At 60.7% G+C, this 24,885-nt stretch carries 26 protein-coding genes; 11 read left to right on the forward strand and 15 right to left on the reverse strand.

Going from position 1 to position 24,885, the window contains the following annotated elements; genetic code table 11:
• Positions 1 to 4: 4 nt before the first annotated feature.
• The 4 genes from DAAJ005_RS15775 to DAAJ005_RS15790 form a co-directional block, all read right to left on the reverse strand.
• Positions 5 to 919, reverse strand: coding sequence for a carbohydrate kinase (locus tag DAAJ005_RS15775; RefSeq protein ID WP_151847937.1), 915 nt, complete (start codon positions 917 to 919; stop codon positions 5 to 7).
• A gap of 49 nt (positions 920 to 968) precedes the next feature.
• Positions 969 to 1,646: an arginase gene (locus tag DAAJ005_RS15780; RefSeq protein WP_151847938.1), complete on the reverse strand. Its 678-nt coding sequence runs from the start codon at positions 1,644 to 1,646 to the stop codon at positions 969 to 971.
• Positions 1,647 to 1,714: 68 nt separating this feature from the next.
• Entirely contained in the window at positions 1,715 to 2,671 is a 957-nt protein-coding gene (locus DAAJ005_RS15785) for a GNAT family N-acetyltransferase (RefSeq protein ID WP_151847939.1), read from the reverse strand.
• Positions 2,672 to 2,804: 133 nt separating this feature from the next.
• Entirely contained in the window at positions 2,805 to 3,806 is a 1,002-nt protein-coding gene (locus DAAJ005_RS15790) for a GNAT family N-acetyltransferase (protein ID WP_151847940.1), read from the reverse strand.
• 62 nt (positions 3,807 to 3,868) lie between these two features.
• Here DAAJ005_RS15790 and DAAJ005_RS15795 point away from each other — a divergent pair, with 62 nt between their 5' ends.
• The 4 genes from DAAJ005_RS15795 to gcvP all read left to right on the forward strand — a co-directional run bounded on the left by DAAJ005_RS15795 (position 3,869) and on the right by gcvP (position 9,205).
• A complete protein-coding gene (locus DAAJ005_RS15795) occupies positions 3,869 to 4,537 on the forward strand; it encodes a PIG-L deacetylase family protein (RefSeq protein WP_192930802.1) in 669 nt (222 codons plus the stop codon).
• 144 nt (positions 4,538 to 4,681) lie between these two features.
• Positions 4,682 to 5,683: a glycine cleavage system aminomethyltransferase GcvT gene (gene gcvT / locus DAAJ005_RS15800; protein WP_370519828.1), complete on the forward strand. Its 1,002-nt coding sequence runs from the start codon at positions 4,682 to 4,684 to the stop codon at positions 5,681 to 5,683.
• A 73-nt stretch (positions 5,684 to 5,756) separates the two neighbouring features.
• A complete protein-coding gene (gcvH, locus tag DAAJ005_RS15805) occupies positions 5,757 to 6,119 on the forward strand; it encodes a glycine cleavage system protein GcvH (RefSeq protein WP_192930803.1) in 363 nt (120 codons plus the stop codon).
• Positions 6,120 to 6,352: 233 nt separating this feature from the next.
• Positions 6,353 to 9,205, forward strand: coding sequence for an aminomethyl-transferring glycine dehydrogenase (gene gcvP, locus DAAJ005_RS15810; protein ID WP_151847943.1), 2,853 nt, complete (start codon positions 6,353 to 6,355; stop codon positions 9,203 to 9,205).
• Between the two features lie 2 nt (positions 9,206 to 9,207).
• Here gcvP and DAAJ005_RS15815 read toward each other — a convergent pair whose 3' ends face one another.
• The 6 genes from DAAJ005_RS15815 to DAAJ005_RS15840 all read right to left on the reverse strand — a co-directional run bounded on the left by DAAJ005_RS15815 (position 9,208) and on the right by DAAJ005_RS15840 (position 13,744).
• Complete coding sequence (locus tag DAAJ005_RS15815; protein WP_151847944.1) at positions 9,208 to 10,863, reverse strand: TRM11 family methyltransferase; 1,656 nt, start codon at positions 10,861 to 10,863, stop codon at positions 9,208 to 9,210.
• Positions 10,860 to 12,194, reverse strand: a complete 1,335-nt coding sequence (locus tag DAAJ005_RS15820; RefSeq protein ID WP_151847945.1) for a hypothetical protein — start codon at positions 12,192 to 12,194, stop codon at positions 10,860 to 10,862. The genes DAAJ005_RS15815 and DAAJ005_RS15820 overlap by 4 nt, the downstream gene beginning before the upstream one ends.
• A 146-nt stretch (positions 12,195 to 12,340) precedes the next feature.
• Positions 12,341 to 12,754: a PIN domain-containing protein gene (locus tag DAAJ005_RS15825; RefSeq protein WP_151847946.1), complete on the reverse strand. Its 414-nt coding sequence runs from the start codon at positions 12,752 to 12,754 to the stop codon at positions 12,341 to 12,343.
• Positions 12,751 to 12,948 carry a hypothetical protein gene (locus DAAJ005_RS15830; RefSeq protein ID WP_151847947.1) on the reverse strand — a complete coding sequence of 66 codons (198 nt, stop codon included), beginning with the start codon at positions 12,946 to 12,948 and terminating at the stop codon, positions 12,751 to 12,753. Before DAAJ005_RS15830 ends, DAAJ005_RS15825 begins: the two co-directional genes overlap by 4 nt.
• Positions 12,949 to 13,081: 133 nt before the next feature.
• The gene (locus tag DAAJ005_RS15835) at positions 13,082 to 13,492 is read right to left on the reverse strand and encodes a type II toxin-antitoxin system VapC family toxin (protein ID WP_151847948.1); all 411 of its coding nucleotides are present in this window, start codon (positions 13,490 to 13,492) and stop codon (positions 13,082 to 13,084) included.
• A gap of 3 nt (positions 13,493 to 13,495) precedes the next feature.
• The gene (locus DAAJ005_RS15840; RefSeq protein ID WP_151847949.1) at positions 13,496 to 13,744 is read right to left on the reverse strand and encodes an antitoxin; all 249 of its coding nucleotides are present in this window, start codon (positions 13,742 to 13,744) and stop codon (positions 13,496 to 13,498) included.
• Positions 13,745 to 14,145: 401 nt separating this feature from the next.
• Between DAAJ005_RS15840 and DAAJ005_RS15845 the strand changes: the two genes are divergently transcribed.
• Entirely contained in the window at positions 14,146 to 14,700 is a 555-nt protein-coding gene (locus tag DAAJ005_RS15845) for a DUF1440 domain-containing protein (protein WP_151847950.1), read from the forward strand.
• Here the strand turns inward: DAAJ005_RS15845 and DAAJ005_RS15850 are convergent.
• Positions 14,697 to 16,274, reverse strand: a complete 1,578-nt coding sequence (locus DAAJ005_RS15850; protein ID WP_151847951.1) for an NFACT family protein — start codon at positions 16,272 to 16,274, stop codon at positions 14,697 to 14,699. The genes DAAJ005_RS15845 and DAAJ005_RS15850 overlap by 4 nt on opposite strands.
• Positions 16,275 to 16,397: 123 nt before the next feature.
• On the opposite strand from DAAJ005_RS15850, the gene DAAJ005_RS15855 reads away from it, so the two are divergent.
• The gene (locus tag DAAJ005_RS15855) at positions 16,398 to 17,345 is read left to right on the forward strand and encodes an RluA family pseudouridine synthase (RefSeq protein WP_151847952.1); all 948 of its coding nucleotides are present in this window, start codon (positions 16,398 to 16,400) and stop codon (positions 17,343 to 17,345) included.
• Here the strand turns inward: DAAJ005_RS15855 and DAAJ005_RS15860 are convergent.
• The 4 genes from DAAJ005_RS15860 to DAAJ005_RS15875 form a co-directional block, all read right to left on the reverse strand.
• A complete protein-coding gene (locus DAAJ005_RS15860) occupies positions 17,300 to 18,037 on the reverse strand; it encodes a hypothetical protein (protein ID WP_151847953.1) in 738 nt (245 codons plus the stop codon). The two genes, DAAJ005_RS15855 and DAAJ005_RS15860, sit on opposite strands and share 46 nt — an antisense overlap.
• 194 nt (positions 18,038 to 18,231) lie before the next feature.
• Entirely contained in the window at positions 18,232 to 19,257 is a 1,026-nt protein-coding gene (locus DAAJ005_RS15865; protein ID WP_151847954.1) for a ComEC/Rec2 family competence protein, read from the reverse strand.
• Positions 19,254 to 19,571 carry a DUF3006 domain-containing protein gene (locus DAAJ005_RS15870; protein WP_151847955.1) on the reverse strand — a complete coding sequence of 106 codons (318 nt, stop codon included), beginning with the start codon at positions 19,569 to 19,571 and terminating at the stop codon, positions 19,254 to 19,256. Before DAAJ005_RS15870 ends, DAAJ005_RS15865 begins: the two co-directional genes overlap by 4 nt.
• An 84-nt stretch (positions 19,572 to 19,655) precedes the next feature.
• Positions 19,656 to 20,276, reverse strand: a complete 621-nt coding sequence (locus DAAJ005_RS15875) for a DUF1684 domain-containing protein (RefSeq protein ID WP_151847956.1) — start codon at positions 20,274 to 20,276, stop codon at positions 19,656 to 19,658.
• Between the two features lie 84 nt (positions 20,277 to 20,360).
• Here DAAJ005_RS15875 and mqnE point away from each other — a divergent pair, with 84 nt between their 5' ends.
• The 5 genes from mqnE (at position 20,361) to DAAJ005_RS15900 (ending at position 24,828) form a co-directional block, all read left to right on the forward strand.
• Positions 20,361 to 21,491 carry an aminofutalosine synthase MqnE gene (gene mqnE / locus DAAJ005_RS15880; protein ID WP_151847957.1) on the forward strand — a complete coding sequence of 377 codons (1,131 nt, stop codon included), beginning with the start codon at positions 20,361 to 20,363 and terminating at the stop codon, positions 21,489 to 21,491.
• Between the two features lie 36 nt (positions 21,492 to 21,527).
• Positions 21,528 to 21,887 (forward strand): nuclear transport factor 2 family protein, encoded by a 360-nt coding sequence (locus tag DAAJ005_RS15885; protein WP_226342478.1) that lies wholly within the window; start codon positions 21,528 to 21,530, stop codon positions 21,885 to 21,887.
• Between the two features lie 121 nt (positions 21,888 to 22,008).
• A complete protein-coding gene (locus tag DAAJ005_RS15890) occupies positions 22,009 to 22,851 on the forward strand; it encodes a menaquinone biosynthetic enzyme MqnA/MqnD family protein (RefSeq protein ID WP_151847958.1) in 843 nt (280 codons plus the stop codon).
• 260 nt (positions 22,852 to 23,111) lie between these two features.
• The gene (locus tag DAAJ005_RS15895) at positions 23,112 to 23,852 is read left to right on the forward strand and encodes an enoyl-CoA hydratase-related protein (RefSeq protein WP_151847959.1); all 741 of its coding nucleotides are present in this window, start codon (positions 23,112 to 23,114) and stop codon (positions 23,850 to 23,852) included.
• A gap of 133 nt (positions 23,853 to 23,985) precedes the next feature.
• Complete coding sequence (locus tag DAAJ005_RS15900; protein ID WP_151847960.1) at positions 23,986 to 24,828, forward strand: SDR family oxidoreductase; 843 nt, start codon at positions 23,986 to 23,988, stop codon at positions 24,826 to 24,828.
• The last annotated feature ends 57 nt before the right edge of the window (positions 24,829 to 24,885 follow it).

Genomic DNA, 24,885 nt, shown 5'->3' on the forward strand with positions numbered 1-24,885 from the left:
AAAATCAGGACTGAGCGGATGACTCCAGTGCGTCCACATCCGCCCGCGTGGGTGCGTAGGCTCCAGCATGGGCACAGGCGGCGGCGGCGGCTTTCAGGCCCAGCGCCAGATGTTCGGTCCACAGCGCGTCCGGGCGTTCGGTGGCCGAGACCAGCAGCCCGGCGCACAGGGCGTCGCCCGCGCCCACCGTGTCGGCCACCCGCACGGGAAAAGCGGGCAAGTCGGCCCTGCCCGCCGCGTGGTACAGGCTGGCCCCCGCCGAGCCGCGCGTAATGACAATGGGCGCACGCGGATTCCAGCCGCGCAGAGTTTGTAGCGCCCCGGCCTCCGAGGTGCCAGGAAAGAAGAACCCCAGGTCCTCGTCGCTGAATTTCAGCAGGTCCGAGTTGCGGGCCACGCGCTCCATCACCGCCGGGTAATCGGGGTGGCTGTGGGTGATGCGGGCGTTGGGGTCAAAGCTGATCTTCACGCCAGCGGCTTTTGCCTGCCTGACCAGTGCCAGCAGCGTGTCGGCCAGCGGCCAGCGGCTCAGGCTGATGCCGCCCACATGCAGCCATTTGACGGCCTGAAGCCAGCCTTCGGGCAGCTTTGCAGGGTCAAAGTGCAGATCGGCGCTGTTCTCGCCCAGGAAGCGGTAAGCGGGCGGGTTGGCGCTGTAGACCACGGCCATCAACGTGGGGGCGGGCACCCGTTGCAGAAAGCGCAGGTCCAACCCGGCTTGTTCCGAGGCGCTGAACAGATCGTCCCCGAAGTTATCCTGGCCCACCGCTCCGGCAAAGGCGCTGGGAACCCCCAAGGCAGCGCAGGCCCGCGCCACGTTCCACCCCGCCCCACCCGGATGCGCCGTCCAAGACAGCCCCCCAGCGGTCACGAGGTCAGTCAGGGCTTCTCCGGCGCTTACGATCAGGGGCAGTGACATAGGTGTCTGGAAGGCTAGCGCGGGAGGGGCTGTCCAACCGTCTAAAAGTCTAACGGTCCAACCGCAAACGGCCCATCGGCTGAGTCAATGTTTCGCAGTTCAGGCGCTGGGCGAGAGCCAGAAATTCCGCGTCGTGGGCGGGATTAGTCCAGGCGGGGGATTGCACCAATAGCACGGCCTCCACTTCAGCAGGAGGGGGCAGGGGCAGATCACGAGTCAGATTCACGCGGTCCAGCACCTCCAGCGGCAGCAGGGGCAGCAGTTCGGCGCGGGTGCGGTCCGGGTCAAAGCCCTCCGCGACGGGCAATTCGGCGTGCCACTGCGGATACACGCAGGTGTACTGACGAATCAAACCCGCGCGCAGGCCCATGCCCACCCAGTTGCCGGGGCGCACGCGGGCAGAATCTCCGCTGAAGCTGGCGAGGTCATGGTGGGAATCTATGTTCAGCACGTCCCGCCCCAGAAAGCGTTCCAGCCATCCCCAAGCGTCCGCATGACTGAGGGCAACAAAAGCGGGAAGTCCAGCGTATTGCTCCAACTCCTGCCAGCCGGGATAAAGGGGGAAATCTTCAGCCAGCGCGGCCCAGTCTCCCCCGCCACGTTTCTGAACACGCTCTCGCCACGCCTCCAGACGGTCATGCTCCAGATCGCGCGTTCCCCAGATCGGGGCGTCAAAGACAAACTCGCGCGTGCCGGAATAGGCGTCCCAGTCAATGCTCAACAGCATAGGTGGGGGCCAGTGGGAGCAATCAGTAGAGAGCAGACAGTCACAGCCTATCTTCTCTCCTCAAGCTGTCAGAACTTCCGCAGGTGGCTGACCGTCGCCGGATCACGCACGAAGCCCAGGCGTTCGTTAACACGCAGCATGGGTGCGTTGTCGCTGGCGTTGTCGGTGCGGATGGTGGGCGCACCCAGATCACGCGCCACACCAATGGCCGCCACTTTAAGGGCCATTGCCACACCCCGGCCCCGCCATCCACGCGTCACTCCGGTCAGCCCCGTGAACAGGTCAGGGCTAGCCTCGCTACGGAACAGGGTGGTCTGGCCGATCCATTCATCTCCGACCTCCGCCACCAGATAGCCTTCCGGCAGCAGACCAGGATCATCCAGTACAGCGTCCCTGAAGACATGGAAGCTCAATGGCGTGGCTGGATCGTCGCGCGGCACGTCACCGCGCACATCGGACATCAGGGTGTGCAGGCGGGCGTCCAGATCGGGCGTATCTGCCGCCCGCAACTCCGTAAGGCTGCGGATGCGGACGCCCTGCGCAACCAGCCTGCCGGGCAAATCACGGTACAGTGCGCCGTCAAAAGCCGTCACGTCCAGCACACCCGTGAAATAGCGTTTGCCTGCCGTGAAGCCACGGCGTTCCAGAAAGCCGGGGGCCACCGGATGGTCCTCACGGGCCAGAATGCGGACCTCCTGCGCGCCGTGTCCACGCAACTCCGCTTCCAGGGCAGTCCACAATGCGCCGCCCAAGCCCTTGCCTCCCTGCGCGGGGTCCACAGCCAGTTCCAGCACGTACCGCTGGGGATGGTACGCGCCCGGATTCTGCGAGTAGGCCGCCATTCCACACAGTTCACCTTCAAGCACAGCCACCAGCACGCCCGACGTGTAGTCCCACGCATCCTGCTCCTGCCCACGCTTTTGCAGTTCCTCGGCACTCCAGGGTTCGTGCGGCTGGGCCAGGGAGAGAACGCGGGCGGCAGCGTCCCACTCGCCGTCCTGAATGGGGCGGACAGTGAGGCTCATACGGATTCCGTCTGTTCCGTTAACAAACCGGGAAAGCTCCGGTCTGTTAACTCCACGCCCGGAACCCGTTCTTCTCCTTCTCGCGTCCGCTCGGATTTCCATCGTTTTGCAAACGATTCAATCGGAGTCCGTATCACACCTCTTCCAGCCTGAGTTCGTAGCGGTAGCGGGTGGAGGTGCGTTTGAAGCCCAGCGCCGTGTTCATGCCGATCATGGCGACGTTGGGCGGATCGTTGAAGGTGCGGATTTCACCGCCGTCCAGAGCGTTCAGCCCACGCATGGCCGCCACCTTCAGTGCTTTGGCAATGCCCTTGCCCCGGTCCGCGCGCTTGACCCCGGTCATGCCGATGTAATAGAAGCCCGATGGATTACGCCCCAGTGTGCTGTAGCCGATATACGGACCCGTCAGCGGGTCATTCAGTTCGGGGCGGATGGCGACGAAGGAAAGGTCCGGGGCCAGCGTGGGATCGTCCAGTTCCTGCTTGACCCAGGCTTCCAGCGGGCGTCTGGTGAGGGTCATGCCCATCGGTACGTCCTGAAACAGTTCCCAGTCCAGTTCGTACAGCCAGCGGTCCCGGTCTGGATTGGCCTTAAGTTCAGTCAGAGAGCGGAATTCCACGCCGTCTGCGGCCACCGCCGCCAGCAGATCGTCAAAGCGCGAGAGGTCTACATCCACCGTATTCAGGCGTGACTCGTAGCGTTCCCAGGCCGCCACGTAGCCGCGCTTCTCCAGAAAAGCCCGGCCCGGCGCGTCGCTCTGCTCGTCGCTGGACATGGTGCGAATTTCACGCGCCCCACGCTCCTTCACCCGCCGGAGCAATTCGTCATGTAGCGCTGTGCCGATGCCCTGCCCGCGAAAGTCCGGATGAACCCCCATCTGGCCGCCGTAACGCCATTCTTCAAAGGCAAAATCGTCGTGGCCGATGCCGCCCGCACCCACGACGCGCCCACCGCACTCGGCCAGCACTTCGGTATAGAACAGCGCCGGATCGCGGGATTCGTCCCAGGTCTGGAGCAGCTCAGGCGTGAGGGGCCAGGACGGATTGCTGGCGTTCAGCACGTCCGCCACGGCGGCGTAATCCTGGGGTTTGCGGAATTCCCGCAGCGTGAAGTTCCGTGGCGTGGAAGGGGTCATGTTCGCATTGTGACCCCGCTCGATTGCGCCGCGCATCCGCCAGCACGCTTATGCTGACGGGCATGACAGACGCACAGATGAAGTTCCTGATCATCGTCCCCCACCCCGACGACGAGGTCTACGGCGCGTCCGGCACGCTGATGAATCTGCTTTCTGAGGGCCACCGCTGCGGGCTGGTCACCCTGACACGCGGCGAGGCGGGCCGCACCCTGGGACTGGCCGAGGGACCAGAGGAACTGGCCCGGATGCGCGAGGTGGAACTGGCCGCCTGCCTGGAGGTGATCGGCCTGACCACCACCCCCGGCAGTGTCCACGAGCAGCACACCTTTCCCGACAAGTACCTGAAAGACCAGCCGTTAGAGGCGCTGATAGAAGTGGCCCGCGAGGCCATGACCCGCCACAAGCCCGAAACCGTGTTGACCTTTCCGCCTAACGGCAGCAACGGCCACCCGGACCACGTCACCACCCACCGCGCCGTCAAGGCCGCCTGGGACAGCCTGCCAGAGCATGAGCGCCCAGTGCTGTGGTACTACGCCAGCGAAACGCCCCCCGAGAACGAGGAACTGCGCGCCGAGTGGCTGCCACCGAACCTGAGCCATGACGTGACCGAACACATCACCCGCAAATTGCAAGCCATCGCCTGCCACCGCACCCAGGCGCTGAGTACCGTGGACTTCATCCGCAAATTCCCGCAGCGTGTCACGCTGGAAACCTTCTACGTCGTGGATTGAATACGGCTACCCGTCCCGCACGCCCGGACGCTCTGCCCCTCACTCGGCTACCATTTCAGGGTGACCCAGACCCCCGAAAGCACGCCAGAGCCGACGCTCAAGCGCACGCCGCTGCACGCCGCCCACCTGCGGGCCGGGGCGCGGATGGTGCCCTTCGGCGGCTGGGATATGCCCGTGCAGTACGCGGGCCTCAAGGCCGAACACGACGCCGTTCGCAACAGCGCGGGCATGTTTGACGTGTCGCACATGGGGGAATTCCGCGTGACTGGCCCCGGCGCGCTGGCTTTCTTGCAGGGCGTGACCACCAACGACGTGAGCAAGCTGCGCCCCGGACGCGCCCACTACAACTGGCTGCCGGGCGAGGCGGGCGGCCTGATTGACGACATCTACATCTACATGGTGGCCCCCGATGAATACCTGCTGGTGGTGAACGCCGGGAACATTGACAAGGACTGGGCGCACCTCCAGAAGCATCTGGCCGGGCATGACCTGAACCTCGTCAACGAGTCGGACCAGTGGGCGCTGCTGGCTGTTCAGGGGCCGAAGACGGTGGAACTGCTCCAGCCGTTTTCCGACACCGATCTGGCCGCGAAGAAGAAGAACGCCTACTTCGCCGCCAAGTTGTTCGGCTTTGACGTGATGCTGGCGCGCACCGGGTACACGGGCGAGGACGGTTTTGAAGTCTTTATTGAGGCGGTGCAGGCCGAGGCATTGTGGGACAAACTGCTGGAAGCAGGCATTGCCCCCGCTGGGCTGGGCGCACGCGACACGCTGCGGCTGGAGGCCGGATTCCCTCTGTACGGCCACGAATTCAGCGACACCATTCACCCGCTGAGCAGCACCTATACCTGGGTGGTCAAAGATAAAGAGCATCTGGGCCGCGCGCACATCACCGCTGCGCCGCTGCAAAAGCTGATCGGGCTGAAGCTGGAGCGCGTGCCTGTGCGCGAGGGCTATCCCGTCTACGCGGACGACGTGCAGGTTGGAGTCGTCACCAGCGGCAGCAGTAGCCCGACGCTGGGCCACCCGATTGCGATGGCCTTGGTGGACGCCGCCCACGCCGAGAGCGATAGCTTTGAAGTTGAAGTGCGTGGCAAACGGCACTCAGCGCAAAGAATTGGCCTGCCGTTCTACCGGGGCGCGTAAACATACGGCACTCAAAACGCAGCACGTTCCCCCGCCTACAATCCTTTCCCCCCATTCCACAGGAGAATCAATCATGAATACCCCCTCTGAACTGAAGTACGCGGCCTCGCACGAGTGGCTTTCCCCCGACGGCACCGTGGGCATTTCCGACTTCGCGCAGGATCAACTGGGCGACGTGGTGTACGTGGAGCTGCCCGAAGTGGGCCGCGAGGTCAGCGCGGGCGACACGATTGCCGTGGTGGAATCCGTCAAGACCGCCAGCGACATCTACGCCCCAGCCAGCGGCACGATTACCGCCATCAATGACGAGCTGAGCAGCAATCCCGAGAAAGTTAACGAGTCGCCGTATGAAGGCGGCTGGCTGTTCAAGATGGACGTGACCGAGGCCAGCGCGGATTTGATGGACGCCGAGAAGTACGCGGAGTCGGCGGAGTAAAAGTATTGATGGGGCGGGTTCGCTGGTCACACGCCCCCCCTCTGCTTCGCAGCTCTGCGAGTCCCAGCCTCCCCCACGAGTGGGGAGGAGCAAAACACTGAGTATCTGAAATCTTTTTATCTTTTCTCCCTCCCTCTTTATGGGGGAGGGCCGGGGAGGGGGTCAACCGAAGCGTCCCACCCTGCGAACGGTTTTTCCTCTCCCTTCCCCTTTTTTCCTCCAAGGAGTTCCCCATGACCCGTCCCCTATCCGAATTGCTGAACACCAACGACTTTACCCGCCGCCACATTGGCCCCAGCGAACAGGAGCAGGCGCAGATGCTGGACGCGCTGGGCCTGAGCAGCCTGGACGAGCTGATTGAAACCACGCTGCCCGAGGCCATCCAGTTTCACGGCGAGCTGACGGCGGGGCCGGGCGTCACCGAGGCGCAGGCACTGGCCGACTTGAAGGCCGTGGCGCAGAAGAACAAGGTGTTTCGCAGCTATATCGGGATGGGGTACGCGGGGACGCACACGCCGGGGGTCATCGGGCGCAACATGCTGGAGAATCCGGGCTGGTACACGGCCTACACGCCGTATCAGGCTGAGATCTCGCAGGGGCGGCTGGAAATGCTGCTCAACTTTCAGCAGATGGTGATGGACTTGACCGGAATGCCCGTGTCCAACGCCAGCCTGCTGGACGAGGCGACGGCGGCGGCGGAAGCCATGACCCTGGCAAAGCGCAGCGGCAAGAGCAAGGGCAACGTGTTCTTCGTGGCCGACGACGTTCACCCGCAGACGTTGGGCGTGATCCAGACGCGGGCGGAATACTTCGGGTTTGAGATCGTGACGGGCAACATCTCTGGCGAGTTGCCCGAGGGCGTGTTCGGCGTACTGGCGCAGTCTCCCAGCACGCACGGCGAGCTGCATGACCTGTCGCCCGTGGCCGAGAAGGTTCACGCGGCGGGGGCGGCGCTGATCGTCGCCACCGATTTGCTGGCCTGCGCGCTGGTGACACCTCCCGGTGAGCAGGGCGCGGATATCGTGGTGGGCAGCGCCCAGCGTTTTGGCGTGCCGATGGGCTTCGGCGGGCCGCACGCGGCGTTCCTGGCGTGCCAGAAGGGTTTTGAGCGTTCCATGCCGGGCCGCGTGATCGGCGTCAGCAAGGACAGCCGGGGCAAGGTGGCCCTGCGGATGGCGATGCAGACGCGCGAGCAGCACATCCGGCGCGAGAAGGCCACCTCCAACATCTGCACGGCGCAGGCGCTGCTGGCGAATATGGCGGGGGCGTTTGCCGTGTACCACGGGCCAGAAGGCGTCCGCACCATTGCCGAGCGCACGCACCGCATGGCCGGGATTCTGGCGAAGGCGCTGAGCGACGCGGGCATGACCGTCAACGACAGCTTCTTTGACACGCTGACCTTCACGGGCGACACGGCAGCCATCCGGGAGCGGGCAGAGGCGAAGGGCATCAACTTCCGGTACGACGGCGAACGGACTGGCGTCACACTGGATGAGACGGTCACGGTTGCTGACCTCTCCGACGTGATTGAGGCGATCACTGGAAACGCGGTGGACGTGCTGGAACTGGATTCAGGAGCGGTGGACGGCATTCCCGCCAACCTCAAGCGAACCTCCGACTACCTGACGCATCCCACGTTCAACACGCACCACAGCGAACATGGCATGTTGCGGTATCTCAAGACGCTGGAGAACAAGGATTACAGCCTGACGCACGGCATGATTCCGCTGGGCAGTTGCACCATGAAGCTGAACGCCACCGCCGAGATGATCCCGGTGACGTGGCCGGAATTCGGGGCTTTGCACCCGTTTGCCCCTGCCAACCAGACCGAAGGCTACGCGCAGATGCTGACCGAGCTGGAAGGCTGGCTGGCCGACATCACGGGTTATGACGCCGTCTCCATGCAGCCCAACAGCGGCGCGCAGGGCGAGTACGCGGGCCTGCTGACCATTCGCAAGTACCACCAGAGCCGGGGGGACACCCACCGCACGGTCTGCCTGATTCCGGCCAGCGCGCACGGCACCAACCCCGCCAGTGCGGCCATGATGGGCATGAGCGTGGTGGTGGTCAAGACCGACGCCGAGGGCAACATTGACTTTGATGACCTGAAGGCCAAGGCCGAGCAGCACAGCGAGAACCTGGGCGCACTGATGATCACCTACCCCAGCACGCACGGCGTCTACGAGGCCAACGTCACCGAGGTCTGTGACCTGATCCACACACACGGCGGGCAGGTGTATCTGGACGGGGCGAACATGAACGCGCTGGTGGGCGTTGCCAAGCCGGGGCTGATCGGCAGCGACGTGAGCCACCTAAACCTGCACAAAACATTTGCCATTCCGCACGGCGGCGGCGGGCCGGGCATGGGGCCGATTGGGGTCAAGGCGCATCTGGCCCCGTTCCTGCCCAACCACTCGGTGATGCCCACCAGTGACAGCCACACCGGGGCCGTGAGCGCCGCGCCGTATGGCAGCGCCAGCATTCTGCCGATCTCGTACCTGTACATCCGGCTGCTGGGGGCGCGTGGCCTGCGCGAAAGCACGGGCGTGGCGCTGCTGAATGCCAATTACATCGCCGAGAAACTGGCGGGCGCGTACCCGATCCTGTACAGCGGGCGCAATGGGCGGATCGCGCACGAGTGCATCATTGACATCCGGCCCCTGAAGGCCGACAGCGGCATCAGCGAGGAGGACATCGCCAAGCGGCTGATGGACTACGGGTTCCACGCCCCCACCATGAGTTTCCCGGTTCCCGGCACGCTGATGATTGAACCCACCGAGAGCGAGCCGAAGGCAGAGTTGGACCGCTTTATCGCCGCCATGCTGGGCATTCGCCGCGAGATTCAGGAGGTTCAGGACGGGCTGATCAAGGCCGAGGACAGCCCGCTGAAGCACGCGCCGCATACGCAGGAAGACCTGCTGGCCGCAGAGTGGAACCGGGCCTATAGCCGCGAAGTGGGGGCCTTCCCCAGCGCCGCGCAGAAGCAGTGGAAATACTGGCCCTCGGTGAATAGGGTGGACAACGTGTACGGTGACAGAAACTTCGTGTGTAGCTGCCCGCCGATGGAAGATTGGGTGGGGGCTTGAATTTATCTAATTTCCGAGACGGCGAATACTAATACTATTTCGGAATATTCATCCTTACCACGCGGTTTATCTATACCAGCTTGAGATTTATCTAATTTTATTGAGATAGATTCTTTTAACTCCAGGCCGGAATAAGCTGCTAACTCGGTATATAGCTTCTCTGAATCCAACACGAATTCTATCTTCTGAGTTTGGGATGAGTAAAATATATGTTGTTTTGCAACTACTAAGACTAAGCGGCCATCTCTCTTCAGTCTGATTGCTGAATTCTTTAAAAAATTTATCATCATAGCCAGATAGGTGATAGTAGGTTCGTACTTCCTCTCGAATCGCATAGCATCTTTTTGGGGATTTCCTCCTTTGTTTGAAGAGAGGTATGCCAGTATCTCCGCAGACGTATTCATACGAAGTAAATCAGCTCTAATAAGTGGCTCAACCTCCCTATCAGTATCGCAAGAGTTTTGATCCAAAATATTGTAGATCACGGCTCTTGTGCTGTAGTAAGTCTCTCGCCCAGAGGATGCCGGAAGATATGGCGGGCTAGTGATTATTAAATCAAATTTTTCGCTAGGCCAAACTTTTATATCGGAGGCATCCCCCAGAGTTATAAATCTAGCCGTATTCTGATCGTTCACAAGTCCATGAATTACCGTACTGTTTAATTCTAATTCTTTTTTCTTAGCGAAATATCTTTCACTCATTTTTCTTTTTTGTAACTCTACTGTATATCTACCATTACCTATTCCAATGTATCTATATTTTATTTTTTTATTCAGTGCGTCACTTAAAAGAATAATGTCGTATATTGAATTGCAATTCCGATATATTAATTCAATATCTCCTGTAATTTCACTAAAATATTGAGTATTATTCTTGACATCTTTTCTTAGAATCTTATTTGTTAATTCATCTCCTAAAATATTTCCGAAATCAATATCACTTTTCGGCGAAACTTGTTTAACTAATTTAGGCAAAAGTTTGTATTGGGATATCATTACTGCCATTGGATCTATGTCTATCCCATAGCAAATCCTATTCAGCAGAGCTGCTTCAAGCATTGTAGTGCCGCTTCCGCAAAAAGGATCAATAATAATATCTCCTTCATTGCTATATATATTTATAAGAGATCGAACAAATCTAGGAAAAAATTTTCCTTTATATACGTGCAAATCGTGACTCAAATATAAACTAGATTTTTTGAAATTTCTAAATTTTCTTTTTTTGGTATCGGTATATGTTTGAATCAAAATTTCAAATGCCTCTTCAATCGTACTCACTTCAATCTTATTATGAATGAATGCAAAAAACTCTATCAAAAATAGGTTTGTGAAATATATTTCCTTTTCTTCAAAACCAATCCGCAAGCTTGTTTTATATATGTAATCAATCGAGTCTGATAGAAAGATTTCTTGCAAAAATGAACTCTTTTCAAGTAGACTTTTGATTTTGTCTGATTCAGCAGCGAAAGAGACAAATGCCTTGCCTGGCCTAGTGTTTACCAGAGCCAAGATATCTCCATCAATAGTCTGGTATTGATGATTATTTTTATCGAATAAAATAGCATTGCTTCCGGTAATTCTACTGACCTCCAGCAAAGCCAATTGGATATCTCCATCCTCAACAATGTTGTCACGAAGTACCGCAATTGCATTAATCATTTTTGTAATTCACTCATGGCTTTAATTTTACTAAAAATTCCTTCATAAGAAAAAATTCTTTTTAACTTTTCATCGTTAATCATTGGTTTATTCATAGCAATGACCGCTTCAAATATATTAAGAGGCGAACCTTTAGGAATCTTCGAGTATTTATCAAAATAATCAACAAATTCTTCTTTCATGCGATCTTTTTCTATTGGACTAATCTCATTTTTATCGACTATCGATAAATTTATAATATCCGCTAAATACTCTTCAAAAAGAGTGGCGGGGTCTAGATTTGAGACCAAAGCATATTTCACCAAATTCGGATCTGACTTTCTGGCGTACTGGGCAGAAAATTTGATCATCTGATACGTACCTTTTTTCAAATCATCTGTTCTTCCGAGTCCTGGTTTGGTCTTATTTGAATCAATTTCATCACCCCAGCCATTGGATAAGTAGGCGAGATTAATATTGCCTTCTCGTCTTACTCTCTTTTGTGTCATGTATGCATCATAAATTTGCTGCCAAGCTTCGAGAAATTGTGCCAAATTTTTAGGCACCTTAATCCAGTCAGCCATTACATCCAGCGGCCAAGGATCTTGACGAACACCGCCGAGTGAGATACCCGCACTCATATTCGGAAAGTATAATCTGAAATCTTCTTTCAAATTGGAAACAGACACTAATTTATGCTCATCTATGTATTTGACATTTCCATCTAAATCTTCCGTTAATCCGTCGGCTAGAGCAAGTTCTAAAGGAAAAGAAACCATAGGAGATGATTTTAGTTCCATTAAAACTAATATTTCTGATGAAGATACGAAGGAATCAACATTGTGTGATTGTTTGGAGATCAGATAACTATTTAAATTTTTGTCATTATTTTTAACAATTTGGTCAATGATTAGCATGGTTGTGGAATTACAAATTTCACCTATGTGATGGCTACTCGGCTTATGCTGAGCTTTCTCTATCCTTTTATGCAAACCGCGCTTTACAGAGCAATCAGGGCATTGCTTAAGAAAAGAGAAGAAGATCTTTTTTTCGATTGGACAATAAATCCAATTAGAATTCACCACTCTGTTTCTCAAGTATTCGCCATTACACAGAAAATCGAACATGGCCGGGAAAAATATTGACATATAATTAACGTCGAAAGTCGATTTCGAGTAAATTTCCGCCAAACTTTCGATTGAATTATCTAAAATATTTTTTAAGTATTCGCCATTAACGTATTTAGATTTATTTAATTCTTCCATTGGAACGGCCAAACGATATATATCTACCAGCTTTTCTTTAGTAGAGGCATCAATATCTAATTCTTGTAGAAAGCTGGGTAAATCCATGTACGTATAATAGCGCTTTTCTGATAATTCTCAAAGTAGGGCTGGGTTTAAAACTCACGATCTCGACTTCCCTTTTCTCCCCAAAGCTTCAGCTCAGGCACGCGCGAACTTGGCTGGCGTGGGCTTGGGGGATTTGGGGGGTGGGGCTAGGGGTTGGGGTACAGCTTGATCGGCACGAACTGACGGTAGCGCTCAAAGTCCGCGTCTTTGGTCAGGATGGGAATATCCCGCTCCACACTGCACGCGCAGATCAGGAAGTCGGTGTTGCTGCCCTGAACGCCATTGCTGCGGCAGGTGTTGAAGTATTCGGCGGCCTGCTCATAGTCCCGCTCGGTCAGCGGAAGGTCTGAGAAAGCCCGCAACAGCTCCCGAACTTGCTCAAACTGGTGGGCATGTCGCCAGCCGCTCAAGACCTCCTGACGGATGGCCCCCAGCATGACCACTTGCCGTCCGACGATCAGCGCCCGGAGCTGCCGCACCTGTGGCGACGCTTCTCCACTGCGCTTCCTGTAAAACTCAGACCACACGTCACTATCCACAAGGATGCGCTCAACTTTCACGGAACGCGGCGCTGCTCTTTGTAGTCGTAGGTGGGATCGGCGTCAAACTGTCCTTCAAAGTCCAGAACGCGAAGTTGCTTCCGGTAGCGCAGGTAGTCGGTCAATGCTTCCAGGACAGCGGTGTCGGGTTCTAGCTCGTCCATCACCACCACAATGTCGTTTACCACTTCATCGGGAAGTTTGATATTGGTCATGCGTTCAGTTTAGCGGCTGGGCTGCCACGCCAATGTGGAGGGTTGGCTTTCGCCCCCGCGTTGGCTCAGGCACGCGCGAACTTGGCTGGGTGGGCTTGGGGGGAGGGGTGGGGGGTTAGAGTTCCCCTTAACCTCACTCCGGGAACCAGTTCTCCAGCTTCAATCCAGAGACGCGGGCAAACTCGCCCGTATTGTGCGTGACCAGTGTGACGCCTGCGCTCAGGGCATGAGCTGCGATTTGCAGGTCAAGCGGCCCGATGGTCTGGCCCGTGGCTTGAAGGCGGGCGCGAAGATCGCCGTACATCCACGCCGCCGCCTCATCGAAGGGCAGGATCATCAGGTCAAGCAGGAATTCTTCCAGGGTTTCGCGCGTACCTTTGCGGACACTTTTGGCCGCGCCGAACGCCAGCTCAGCAACGGTGACGCTGCTCAACGCCACATCTCCAATCTGGTGGCGGCCAAAGACCTCTGCCACCTGCGGCGGCTTCTTGTTGATGATGTAAATACAGGTGTTGGTGTCCAGAAAATGCGTGGGGCTGGACATGGCTTAGAACTCGCCCCAGTCGCGTTCCTGCATCTCTGGCTGTTCGCGCTCAAGCTGAACGTCAAACCTCTCAACCGCCGAGAGCAGGTTTTTCCATCTGTTGTTGCGGGGCAACAGCAACACGCCGTCGCCCACACGCTTGATAATCACCTCGTCGCCCTCAAAGCGGTATTCCTTGGGCAATCGCACAGCCTGACTGCGCCCGGTCTGAAACAGCTTGGCGGTCTTTGTTGTGGCTGGATGCTTGGTCATGACTTCTCCTGATAGATACCAAAAGTATATACCAGGGCGTAGAGGCTGACCGTCTCACGTCATGCTGTCTGGAATCTGCACAGTGACCATGCCCGATGCTCCCCCGCCTGTGCTGGGGCAGAGGGAAGACAGTTAAGGCCGCCTGCCAGCGGGCGCAAGGGGCGACACGAGGCCGTCGGGCGCGGAGCGGACGGGCCTGCCGCAGCGTCACGGAGCGGGGCCTGTGAGCAGGAACCCCTACCTCCAATACTCGCCCGCCACGCCCAACGAACCCTGCCTAGCGCAGCGCTGCTCCCCCTGCCCCCCTGGGGTAGGGGGCTGCCCCAAGAAAGCCACCGCAACACCCAGCATGAAGATTTTCGCTGCTGGGCACCCCGCCAGACTTTTCCTATGCTGCCCCCATGAATGGACACCACGCCAAACGCTCCCAACCTCTGCGCGGAATCCTGGTGGGGGCCGTCGCCGGACTGGCCGGGGCCTACCTGAAATCGGCAGCCGAGCCGCCCCTGCAAACGCTGACCGAACATTATTTCCCGCCCACGAACGCCGAGAAACAGATGATCGGGGCCGATCCCACGGGCCGCATAGACCATATGCCCCCCGCCGAGATGATTGAGGCAGCAGCCGACGCCACCGGGCACGAGATCAGCAAGGGGCAGAAACTGGCCGCACAACAGGTGGTCCACTACACCCTGGGCGCGGGTCTGGGCGCGGCGTATGGCCTGCTAGCCGAATATCAGCCCGCCGTCACGCGCGGCGCAGGTGTTCCCGCCGGGGCAGTGATGTATGCCCTGACGCACGGCAGCGCCGTTCCCGCCACCGGATTCCAGAACCCGCCGTGGAAACTGCCCCTCTCGGCAGTGCTGTGGGAGGCTGGATCGCATCTGGTCTTCGGCCTGGGGGTGGAACTGGGGCGGCGGGCGCTGGTGAGGCTGCTGGAAAAAGCCGGAGACTAATCCGCCGTCGCCACTTCCGGCACCGTGCCGTCCACAAACACCGTGTTCTGATCGGTGTAATGGACCTGTCCGGCAGGCGCACCACGCGGCTTCCAGACGTACTTGATACGGGTGTAATCCACGCCCACGTTGCTGCTGCCGCGCGCCTTGCTGTTGGCGGCAGCGAGGCGGGCCGCATACAGAATGTCCGGCTGCGCCAGCTCTTTCCCCTGCGTCCGCACGATGACGTGGCTGCCCGGATACCCCTGCGCGTGAAACCAGTAGTCCATGCTGCGCCCGACGCGGTGCGTCAGCGTGGCGTTTTCCTTGTTGTTGCGGCCCACCAGCACCTCGTAGCCAGCGGGGGTGGTGAAGCGCAGGCCGTACTGGCTCTTCTCGGGCCGTTCGGACTGGAGGGTGGACGACAGCGCGTCCAGGTCCTCCAGGCTGGCGCTTTCCATACGGGCCACCCTTGCCTCGGCCTCGGCCAGTTCGGCGCGCAGGGTGTCCTCGCGTTCCAGCAGGCGTTCGTACACGTCTTCGCGGCGGCGGGCGCGGGTGTAACGCTTCTCGGCGTTCTGCACGGCACTGAGGCTGGGGTCCAGGGCCACCGGGCGCAGGCCACTGCCGTCAAAGGCGGGCAACTCGGCGCTGGCGCTGCCCGTTTCCACCGTGGAGGCATAGGCCATCAGCAGGTCCGCTTCCCCCCGGTCCACGGCAGCCACGTCCAGCCCGGCCTCGGCGCGGGACACGTCGGCCAGTTGGTTGCGGATCAGGGTCAGGCGCTTGTTCAGCGGCTCGGCCAGCGCTTTGCGTAATGCGGCGGCCTTCTCGCTGCGGGCCGCCTCGCGTGCGCCGTCCTGCATGACGCCCTCACTGACGGTGGGGTCATTCACCAGAGAACGCAGGGCAGCCAGCGTTTGCGGCCAGTCCTCCCCCGGTGCCTGTGTGGGTGGGAGGTTGGCACGCCGCGCCAGTTCCGCACTCAAGAGCGGTCCCACACCGTCCAGACGTTCGCGCCAGCGGCCAATCGGCAAGTCAGCCAGGGACTGCGCCTCAGCCTCGCCCACCCTGCACGGGTCCAACTTGTCGTAAGGCGGCGGCGGCGTGTAGCGGCCCCCGCTGCGGATGGTGCGGAAGCGGTTGCGGCTGCCGGTGATCTCGCGGGCGGCCATGACAATCCGGCCCTCAAAGCCTTCCCCTTCCTCCAATACCAGCAGGTTGGCGTTGCGGCCCGTGACCTCAAACAGCAGGCGGGTGGGGGCCTGATCCACGAATCCGGCCTCTCCGCCAAAGTGCAGCACCAGCACGCGGTCTAACTTGAGTTGTTCCGCGCCCAGCAGTGGCCCACGCACCCGCGCCGCCAGAAAGCGCTGAAAGGGGCTGCGGGGATCGCCGCGTAAGCGCTCGCGGGAGATGAACAGCACAGGTTGGGGCGGGCGGTAGGCCAGCACCAGATTGCGCTTCTCGCCGGGGCCGGGGCCGTCCAGCAACAGGGCGGCGGTGGTCTCGTCGGGGAAGACCCAGCCCAGCGTGTGCAGTGGCAGATGCGGGGTCAGTTCGCCCAGGACCTTTGCCAGCATCAGCCCTTCCATGCGGGACCTCGGGAAAAATAGGAGAAGGCGGTCATCCGGGCATGCTAGCGCCGGGGGGATGGGCGCGACTCTGCACAATGGCTCAGTTTCCTGGGCGGCCACAGATGCCACACTGGACACCTGATGTCTCTGCCCACCCTCAACGACGGCTACGCCTACGCCGAACGCATCGGCCCACGCGGCGCAGGCTTAAGGGTGCTGGCGTATCTGGCGGGGCGCTACGAACATTCCACGCAGCAGGAATGGCAGGAGCGGCTAACACAGGGCGAAGTCGTGCTGGACGGCGTAACGGCTCAGGGTTCTGAGATTTTGAGAACAGGCCAACGCCTGATCTGGCACCGTCCACCGTGGCCCGAAGATGCCGTGCCCCTGCACTTTGAAGTGCTGTACGAGGACGCGGAGTTGCTGGCCGTGTGTAAACCTTCGGGGCTGCCCACCGTTCCCGCTGGCGGATTTCTGAAACACACGCTAATGACCCTGGTGCGGGAGCGCTGGCCGGAAGCATCCCCCCTTCACCGACTGGGGCGCGGAACCTCTGGTCTGGTGCTGTTCTCGCGGACGGTGCAGGCAGGAGCGGCGCTGTCACGGGACTGGCGCGAGGGGCGGGTGCAGAAGACTTACCGCGCGCTGGCGCAGGGTGTGGCCGGGCAGGACGAATACGAGATCACCACACCCATCGGCCCAGTGCCACATCCCCAGTTGGGTGACGTCTACGCAGCCAGCCCGAACGGCAAGCCCTCGCACTCCACGGCGCGGGTGCTGGAGCGGCGCTCAGACTGCACGCTGTTTGACGTGGACATCCACACAGGCCGCCCGCATCAGATTCGCATTCATCTGGCCTCTATCGGGCATCCGCTGGTGGGCGATCCGCTGTACGGGGTGGGCGGGTTGCCACTGGCCGATTTGCCAGGACTGCCAGGAGACGGCGGCTACCTGCTGCACGCGCGTCGGCTGGAGTTTGTTCATCCGGTGACGGGCCGGGAGATGGTCTTAACCGCCCCGCCACCAGCTTCGTTGGACGCAATTCAGGGTGTGTCAGACACAAGACCGCCCCGGAGCAGCTTCTTCTGAATTGTCTCGCCCTCAATCACCTGCTCCTCGCCGTAGATCAACGTGACCGAGTTCCAGCCTGGGACAAGAGCGATATTGACAAACAGGTCATCACGTTTACCTTTGAGATACTTGCTGGTACACGACAGTTCGCCCTTCACGTTGGCCGCAACGCTGGAATACAGCGCCTCCGAGACTGCGTTGAGAAAATAACGCGGGATGGCTTTGAACGTGGTGTAAGACGGCGGGGGCTGCGTTCCCACAGCCGCCCCAGCAGGCTCATCGCGCAGGACATAAAGAGACCCCAGCTTCCCGGCCACAGCTTCGGGCGCACTGATGACCAGCGTATTCACCGAGCAATCCCCATCCTCAAGAATGTTGAACCCCCGCACGAGCTGCGTCAGGGTGACCTGCTGCGTTTCGGGAGGCTGCGCTGGCAGCGTGACGCTGTAATTGCCTGCACCGTCAATGGTGCCGATCACCGTCTTTTGCGGGCGGTCCAACGAGGATGACCGGGAGCTGGGAATGGACCACTCGGCCACCTTGCCGCTCAGTTCCGGCGTCCGTCCCAGCAGGTCACTCACCGGGAGCCGCGCCAGCGCACCTGAAAAATCGGCGTCTGTGACAGGTAAGGTGGGGAGGATCGCAGCCCCAAACGCAGAGCTACCGGACAGGACAAGGGCCAGAACGATCAGCAGAGGTTTGCGGCGCATGTTCCATTATACGGACTCCGATTGAATCGTTTGCAAAAACGATAGAAATCCGAGCGGACGCGAGAAGGAGGGAAACGGGTTCCGGGCGTGGAGTTGGCAAACCGGAGCTGTCCCGGTTTGAGAGCGTTACAGACGGAATCCGTATTACAGCATGGGAACGGCGGTCCTCCGCAAATCTCGTTCGGCTCCCAGCCCTACCGCTGCGTGTTCACCGTATACTTCCCGTCCGCGTTACCAGTGAACGTGACCGTGCCATTCTCATCGGTGCGGTAGATGCGAATGCCGTTTTGCCTGTACAGGTCCAGCGCCGTTTTCGTCGGGTGGCCGTAATTGTTCTCGCCCACGCTGATGACCACATTTTCGGGGCGGACGGCGGCCAGCCACGCCGCATTGTCGCCATTGGCCGCGCCGTGGTGGATGCTCTTATATGCCTGAAACGGCCCCCGAATCTCGGCCCTGTCCTGCTCCAGCCACGCCGCCGTTTCCTTCAGTTCGCTGTCGCCGGTCATCAGGGCGCGGAACTTGCCGAAATTGAGGGCCACGCCCACGCTGTTGTCGTTCTGATCGCCCCCCATGCCGGTCGGCGGGCCGATCACCTGCACCTTCACGCTGCCCAGGTTGATGATCTGGTTGCTGGCCTTTTTGAAAACTGTTTTCTGCGCCTGCAAGGCCGCCACCAGCCGCTCCCAGGTCTTGGTGGTCCCGCCCAGGCCGTTGTTGATGAACAGCGTCGGCTTGGCCTCGGCTGCCGCCACCAGACCGGCGATATGGTCCGCGTCGGCGTGGGTGGCCACCATCACGTCGATCTTGTCGATGCCGTAGGTCTTCATATGCTCCTGCATCTTCACGGTGCTGCGCCCGCCGTCGATCAGCATGGTCTTGCCCTCGGGGCTGCGGATTAGCACAGCATCACCCTGGCCCACGTCCAGAAAACGCACCGTGACCTGACCCTCGGGGGCCGTTTGGGCCTGCCCGGTTTCGGTCTGCCCACCACCCTTCATGCCGTTGCAGGCCGCCAGCGAAACAGTCAGTGCCAGCACCAGCAGTCCCGCGATATCCGCGCTGCTGGGGCCGCGTTTCCTGCCGGAGCGCGAGGACTTGCGGGGGGCAGCTTTACGGCACGCGGCCTTGCGCGACGTTCTGGGAGCCGCCTTCTTTCCCGCCGGTTTCTGGCCTGCTGTCTTCTTCCCTGTTGCCTTCTTTGGAACCTTCTCGCTCATACCGTGATCTCTCCGTCGTCGTCCTGCACATCAGATTCGGCGTTGTTCAGGGCTTCCAACTGCGCCTGTGAGGCTTCGTGGCGCTCCAGCGTCTCGGCCACCAGAATGCGGACCGTCACGCCATCGGGGCCGTCCTGCACGGCCAGCAGATCGCCCTCACGCAGCCCTTCTGGCAGCAGGCGCAGCGGGAGATCGAAGGTGCTGCCGTCCCCGCGCTCCAGCCGGGCCAGCGGGCCGTGCGGACTGTCCTCAATGCCGTCCACGGTCCAGCGCTCCTGGGCCTCGGTTTCTGGTGGGTGGGACGCATTCTTCACCCCCACAGCGTAGCGCCCCGGCGGGGCATAAACATGATCCGGGTGCCGCGCAGATGCTGGCCCCCGGCATCTGCGGAATCCGTTTCAGGCCATCCGTTCCCCCGCCCGCACCAGAACCCCTAACACGTTCTGCGGTGGCGCAAGCGGGCAGCTCCAGCGCGGGTCGTAAAAGCAGGACGGGTGGTAGGCGAAATTGAAGTCCAGCACCAGTTCACCAGACGCCGTGCTGCCCAGATCGGCACTCTTGGCGGTGTCCAGCAGGTAGCGCCCGCCGCCGTAGCTTTCCTGCCCGCTCGTGGCATCCCGGAACGGCAGGAACACGCCGCCGCCGTACACGTCGATCCAGTACACGTCCAGCGTCCCTACCGGCAGATAGACGCGCCCGAAGCGCACCAGCGGCATCTCCTGCCCGGTGGACGAGGGGACGGTCAGGCGTTCCTGCGGGCCAGAGGGATCCACCCACGCGCTGAAGGCCAGCGCCGGGTCATACGGCCAGCACGGCAGTTCCCGGAACGCGGCCCGCGCCTCCAGGCCCAGTGGGGACTGTGGGTGGTTGCCGAACAGGGCATTGCGGCCCATCTGCCACAGCCGATGCGCCGCCTGCGGATCACGTGGCAACTCTTCCCGCACGCGGGCGTACAGGGCGCTGGCCTCGCGCCGCCAGTCCAGAAGATCAAGCCAGTCTGTGGATGCATCAGAAGACATCCCGACACCTTACGCGGTCTTCATGGCCTCCTTATCGGGCGAATGGGACACTTTCAGGCCAGCGCCGGGCGTATCCTGATTCTCATGAAGTGGCTCCGTGACCAGACCCTGGCTCCGATTGTGGACAAGGTAGAAGCAGGCCAGCGCCTGACTTTCGAGGACGGCCTGCGCCTGTTCCACACCCGTGACCTGAACGCGCTGATGCGGCTGGCAAACATTCGCAAGGAGCGCATGCACGGCGATAAGGTGTTCTTCGTCCACTCGATGCGCCTGGAATTTACCAACATCTGCTATGTGGGCTGCACCTTCTGCGCCTTCGCCGCACACAAGAACGAGGACCGCGCCTGGGATTACAGCCCGGATGAAGTGGTGGAACAGGTGCGCCGCCGCTACCTGCCCGGCATCACCGAACTGCACATGAGCAGCGGCCACCATCCCAACCACAAGTGGGAATATTACCCGGCGATGGTCCGGCAGGTCCGCGAGGCGTTCCCAGACTTGCAGGTCAAAGCGTTCACCGCCGCCGAGATCGAACACCTGAGCAAGATCAGCAAGAAGCCCACGCTGGAAGTGCTGCGCGAGTTGAAGGACGCGGGCCTGAGCGCCATGCCGGGGGGCGGCGCGGAAATCTTTGCGGACCGCGTTCGCAAGCAGGTCGCCAGGAACAAGGTGACCGCCGACAAGTGGCTCCAGATTCACCGCGAGGCGCACGGCATGGGCATGCGGACCAACGCCACCATGCTGTACGGTCACATCGAAACGCTGGAGGAGCGGCTGGACCACATGGACCGCCTCCGCAAAGTTCAGGACGAGACGGGCGGCTTCCACGCCTTCATCCCCCTGGCTTTCCAGCCGCTGGGCAACACGCTGGCGCAGAACCTGGGTAAGACCGACTTCACGACGGGTCTGGACGATCTGCGAAATCTGGCGGTGGCGCGCATCTACCTGGACAATTTCCCGCACATCAAGGGCTACTGGGTGATGATCGGCAGCGAACTGACGCAGGTCTCGCTGGACTGGGGCGTGTCGGATATCGACGGCACCATTCAGGAGGAACACATCGCCCACGCGGCGGGGGCCACCAGTCCGATGACGCTCTCCGAGGAAGGCATGATCCGCATGATCCAGCACGCCGGACGCACCCCGGTGCTGCGCGACGCCTACTACAACGAATTGCAGATCTTCCCCAAGACCGGGGCCGAGGCCGCCGATTGAGCAGGACGTTTTTCGGGTCAGGTCGGAGGCTGCACCGTGCTGCCGCTGAATGACACCTCCCAGGCAGACCTTGACGCCGTACTGCTCCTCGATGACCGCTGGAACGCCGCCTACCACCGCCGCAGCCCCGCTGAGATGGCAGAAGTGCTGCACGACGACTGGCTGGCCTTTTTCCCGGACGGACAGGTGGTGTTCAAGCGGGACGCGCTAGACGGCATGGCCCGCAACACGCCCGTTCCCCTGGTCTTCGAGCGTCACGCCTCGCGCGTGTTCGGCGACACGGCCATCACGCGCGGCACGCTCTACGCCGATGGCGAACGCATCCAGAGCTTTCTGCGGGTCTACGCAAGACGAGAGGGAGAATGGCAGGCAGTGGGCGTTCAGGTGGTGCCGTGAGAACTCTGACTCGCTGCGCTCGGGGTCTAAGGGTCAAAAAGTCTGAGGGTCTAAGGGCAGGCGATCCCCAATCCCTTAGACCTTTAGACCCTCGGACCCTTAGACAGGCGCGGAGCGCCCCATGACCTACCGTGCCGGATGGATTCACTTCACCAACGTCGCCCCGATCCTCGATTCGCTGGAATTGCCGCCGGGTGTCAGCGCCATTACAGGCGTGCCGACGCAGATGAACGCGGCGCTGCTGGCGGGCGAGGTGGACATCGCCAACATCAGCGCAGTGGAATTTATCCGCCACGCCGACATTCTGGAAGCCCTACCCGATTTCAGCGTCAGCGTGCTGGGGCCGGTCTACTCGGTCAATCTGTTCCACACCCGCCCACTGGAGGACCTGCAACGGATTGCCCTGACCGCGCAGTCGGCCATGAGCGTGGCGCTGCTGGAAGTGCTGCTGCGCGAGCGCGGCCTCTCCCCGGTCCTGGAACGTGCCGAGGGCGAGGCCGAGGAATTGCTGAAGGGCGGGTACGATGGCGTGCTGCGAATCGGCGACAGCGCCCTGCGTGAGTGGTACCGCGTCGTCGGCCCGCTGACCGCCGAGCGCACCATGACCACGCTGCCCAGCACGGGACGCGGCATCACCGTCACCGATCTGGCCGAGGACTGGTTCCGCCTGACCGGGCACCCCTTCACCTTCGCCGTGTGGGCCTACCGCAAGGACCGTCCGCCCCCGCCGGAGCTGGTGCAGGCCATGCGCGTGGCCCGTAGGCACGGCATCGGGCATCTGGCAGACGTGGCGACGCGGCACGCGGCCCTGCTGGGGCTGCCTGAACGGGTGGTGCAGCATTACCTGTGGAACTTCCGCTATCACCTGGAAGCGCCGGACCGATTGGGTCTGGAAGAATTCGCCGCTAAGGCCGTGCCAAACCATGCGCCGCTGAGCTTTGGGCAGAGGCCGGGAGAGGTATAGGCCCACAGCAACAAAAAAAGAGAGCCATTCAAGGCTCTCTTCTGAAGTTCAAAGCTCACGGGTCTTCTCCCGATTCTCTGTTCGCGCGTCCGTTTTTAAGGTTCCCGGAGGTGGACGCCGCCCTCAAGTGCATCTGTACATCGTGGTCTATACTGCATGGCCTTTTCAGGCCAGAAACACAAATATAGTTCAGCCCAGAGCAAAAGTCAAGGGCGGTCCACTTTAGACCCGGTGCAAGCGCAGACGCTACAGTGTGGAACATGAACTATCAAACCGTTCGCCTCTCGCGGCAGGGCGAAGTGGCAACCTTGACCCTGATCGCCAAGATGGGCAGCATGGGGCCGGACTTCTGGCGCGAGATGCCGCAGGCGCTGGCCGAACTGGCAGACGCCCGCGTGCTGATCCTGCGCGGTGAGAAAATCTTCAGCGCTGGGCTGGACGTGAAGACCAACGCGGGCCAGATTGGGCCGGTGCTGGGCGATGTGGCCGGATTCAAAGCCGTGGTAGACGAGATGCACGCCGCCACCGAGGGGCTGGCCGCGCTGCCCATTCCGGTGATCGCCGCCGTACACGGCTGGTGCATCGGCGCGGGGCTGGAGCTGATCAGCGGGGCGGATATTCGCATCTGTAGCAGCGACGCCCGCTTCAGCCTGCCGGAAGTCAAGCTGGGTATTGCCGCCGATCTGGGCGGTTTGCAGCGCCTGCCGCACCTGATCGGACGCGGGCGCACCGCGCATCTGGCCCTGACTGGCGAGCCGATTGACGCCGAGACCGCCGAGATCTGGGGACTGGTCACGGAGGTTCTGGACTCGCCCGAGGATCTGTTTAAACGGGCCGAGGAACTGGCCGCCCATCTGGTTACCCTGTCGCCCAAGGCGCTGGAAGGCACCAAACGCGCGCTGACCGATGACCTGCCCCACGCCCAGAGCCTGCAAAACGCCGTAGAATGGAACGCGCATCACATGACGGTGGAAGGCTTGCAGAACGCGCTGAAGAAGTAGGCGGCGGGGCAACCTGCCTCCCGCATAAGCCTGCCCGCAATCCTTCTCTCCCAGACGGGGCGAGGAGACGACGAACGTCAGACCTTTTGACCCTCAGACTTTTTGACCCCCAGAACCATCCAAAGGAGACCCCATGACCCTCAGTCCCGGCACGCCCGAATCCACCTTCCGCCCTGACCTGCTGGCGGGCAAGCACGCGCTGATTACCGGCGGCGGCAGCGGCATCAACCTGGGCATCGCGCAGAGTTTCGCGGCGCACGGCTGCGCGATCACCATTCTGGGCCGCAATCTGGAAAAGGCGCAAAAGGCCGCCCAGGGCATCGAGGACGCGGGCGGGCGCGCGATGGGTGTTAGCGCGGACGTGCGCGACTTCGCGGCGCTGGAAGCCGCCGTGGCGCAGGCCACCGAGAAATTCGGTGACTTCGACATCGTGCTGGCGGGGGCGGCGGGCAACTTCCCGGCTCCGGTAGACGGCATCAGCCCCAACGGCTTCAAGACTGTGGTGGACATCGATCTGCTGGGCACCTACAACACCATCAAGGCGGCCTCGACCAACTTAAAGACCCCCGGCGGCAACGTGCTGAGCATCAGCGCCTACGGCATCCCGGTGCCCATGCAGGCGCATGTTGTAGCGGCCAAGGCCGGGGTGGACATGCTGACGCGCACGCTGGCCATCGAGTGGGGACTGCGCGGCATCCGCGTCAACGCCATCATCCCCGGCCCCATCGACGGCACAGAAGGCATGGCGCGGCTGGCCCCCGATGAGGCCAGCCGCAGTCGCGTGGCCGGGTCCGTGCCGCTGGGCCGTATGGGCATTCCACAGGACATCGCTAACGCCGCGCTGTTTCTGGTCAGCGACGCGGCCAGCTACGTGACTGGCGTGATCCTGCCGGTAGACGGCGGACAGAACATGCTGGGCGGCGGCTTTCAGTACCAGGCCTTCCAGGCGATGGGCTTCGGGCAGAAGAAGGACTGAGCGGGCAACGGAAAGGGGGAGGGGCGACGGTGGCCTCTCCCCTTTTCCGTTGCCACT

Origin of the sequence: Deinococcus sp. AJ005 (assembly GCF_009017495.1) — a bacterium.
GTDB lineage: Bacteria > Deinococcota > Deinococci > Deinococcales > Deinococcaceae > Deinococcus.

Excerpts from the sequence above, each read along its gene's own strand:
- DAAJ005_RS15900 (WP_151847960.1), top strand. The coding sequence starts at position 23,986 with ATGACCCTCAGTCCCGGCACGCCCGAATCCACCTTCCGCCCTGACCTG.
- DAAJ005_RS15845 (WP_151847950.1), top strand. The coding sequence starts at position 14,146 with ATGAATGGACACCACGCCAAACGCTCCCAACCTCTGCGCGGAATCCTG.
- DAAJ005_RS15780 (WP_151847938.1), bottom strand. The coding sequence starts at position 1,646 with ATGCTGTTGAGCATTGACTGGGACGCCTATTCCGGCACGCGCGAGTTT.
- DAAJ005_RS15795 (WP_192930802.1), top strand. The coding sequence starts at position 3,869 with ATGACAGACGCACAGATGAAGTTCCTGATCATCGTCCCCCACCCCGAC.
- DAAJ005_RS15785 (WP_151847939.1), bottom strand. The coding sequence starts at position 2,671 with ATGAGCCTCACTGTCCGCCCCATTCAGGACGGCGAGTGGGACGCTGCC.
- DAAJ005_RS15865 (WP_151847954.1), bottom strand. The coding sequence starts at position 19,257 with ATGAGCGAGAAGGTTCCAAAGAAGGCAACAGGGAAGAAGACAGCAGGC.
- gcvH (WP_192930803.1), top strand. The coding sequence starts at position 5,757 with ATGAATACCCCCTCTGAACTGAAGTACGCGGCCTCGCACGAGTGGCTT.
- DAAJ005_RS15835 (WP_151847948.1), bottom strand. The coding sequence starts at position 13,492 with ATGTCCAGCCCCACGCATTTTCTGGACACCAACACCTGTATTTACATC.
- DAAJ005_RS15895 (WP_151847959.1), top strand. The coding sequence starts at position 23,112 with ATGAACTATCAAACCGTTCGCCTCTCGCGGCAGGGCGAAGTGGCAACC.
- DAAJ005_RS15815 (WP_151847944.1), bottom strand. The coding sequence starts at position 10,863 with ATGATTAATGCAATTGCGGTACTTCGTGACAACATTGTTGAGGATGGA.
- gcvP (WP_151847943.1), top strand. The coding sequence starts at position 6,353 with ATGACCCGTCCCCTATCCGAATTGCTGAACACCAACGACTTTACCCGC.
- DAAJ005_RS15830 (WP_151847947.1), bottom strand. The coding sequence starts at position 12,948 with ATGACCAATATCAAACTTCCCGATGAAGTGGTAAACGACATTGTGGTG.
- DAAJ005_RS15890 (WP_151847958.1), top strand. The coding sequence starts at position 22,009 with ATGACCTACCGTGCCGGATGGATTCACTTCACCAACGTCGCCCCGATC.
- gcvT (WP_370519828.1), top strand. The coding sequence starts at position 4,682 with ATGGTGCCCTTCGGCGGCTGGGATATGCCCGTGCAGTACGCGGGCCTC.
- DAAJ005_RS15820 (WP_151847945.1), bottom strand. The coding sequence starts at position 12,194 with ATGGATTTACCCAGCTTTCTACAAGAATTAGATATTGATGCCTCTACT.
- DAAJ005_RS15875 (WP_151847956.1), bottom strand. The coding sequence starts at position 20,276 with ATGTCTTCTGATGCATCCACAGACTGGCTTGATCTTCTGGACTGGCGG.
- DAAJ005_RS15775 (WP_151847937.1), bottom strand. The coding sequence starts at position 919 with ATGTCACTGCCCCTGATCGTAAGCGCCGGAGAAGCCCTGACTGACCTC.
- DAAJ005_RS15840 (WP_151847949.1), bottom strand. The coding sequence starts at position 13,744 with ATGACCAAGCATCCAGCCACAACAAAGACCGCCAAGCTGTTTCAGACC.
- DAAJ005_RS15855 (WP_151847952.1), top strand. The coding sequence starts at position 16,398 with ATGTCTCTGCCCACCCTCAACGACGGCTACGCCTACGCCGAACGCATC.
- mqnE (WP_151847957.1), top strand. The coding sequence starts at position 20,361 with ATGAAGTGGCTCCGTGACCAGACCCTGGCTCCGATTGTGGACAAGGTA.
- DAAJ005_RS15850 (WP_151847951.1), bottom strand. The coding sequence starts at position 16,274 with ATGGAAGGGCTGATGCTGGCAAAGGTCCTGGGCGAACTGACCCCGCAT.
- DAAJ005_RS15790 (WP_151847940.1), bottom strand. The coding sequence starts at position 3,806 with ATGACCCCTTCCACGCCACGGAACTTCACGCTGCGGGAATTCCGCAAA.
- DAAJ005_RS15860 (WP_151847953.1), bottom strand. The coding sequence starts at position 18,037 with ATGCGCCGCAAACCTCTGCTGATCGTTCTGGCCCTTGTCCTGTCCGGT.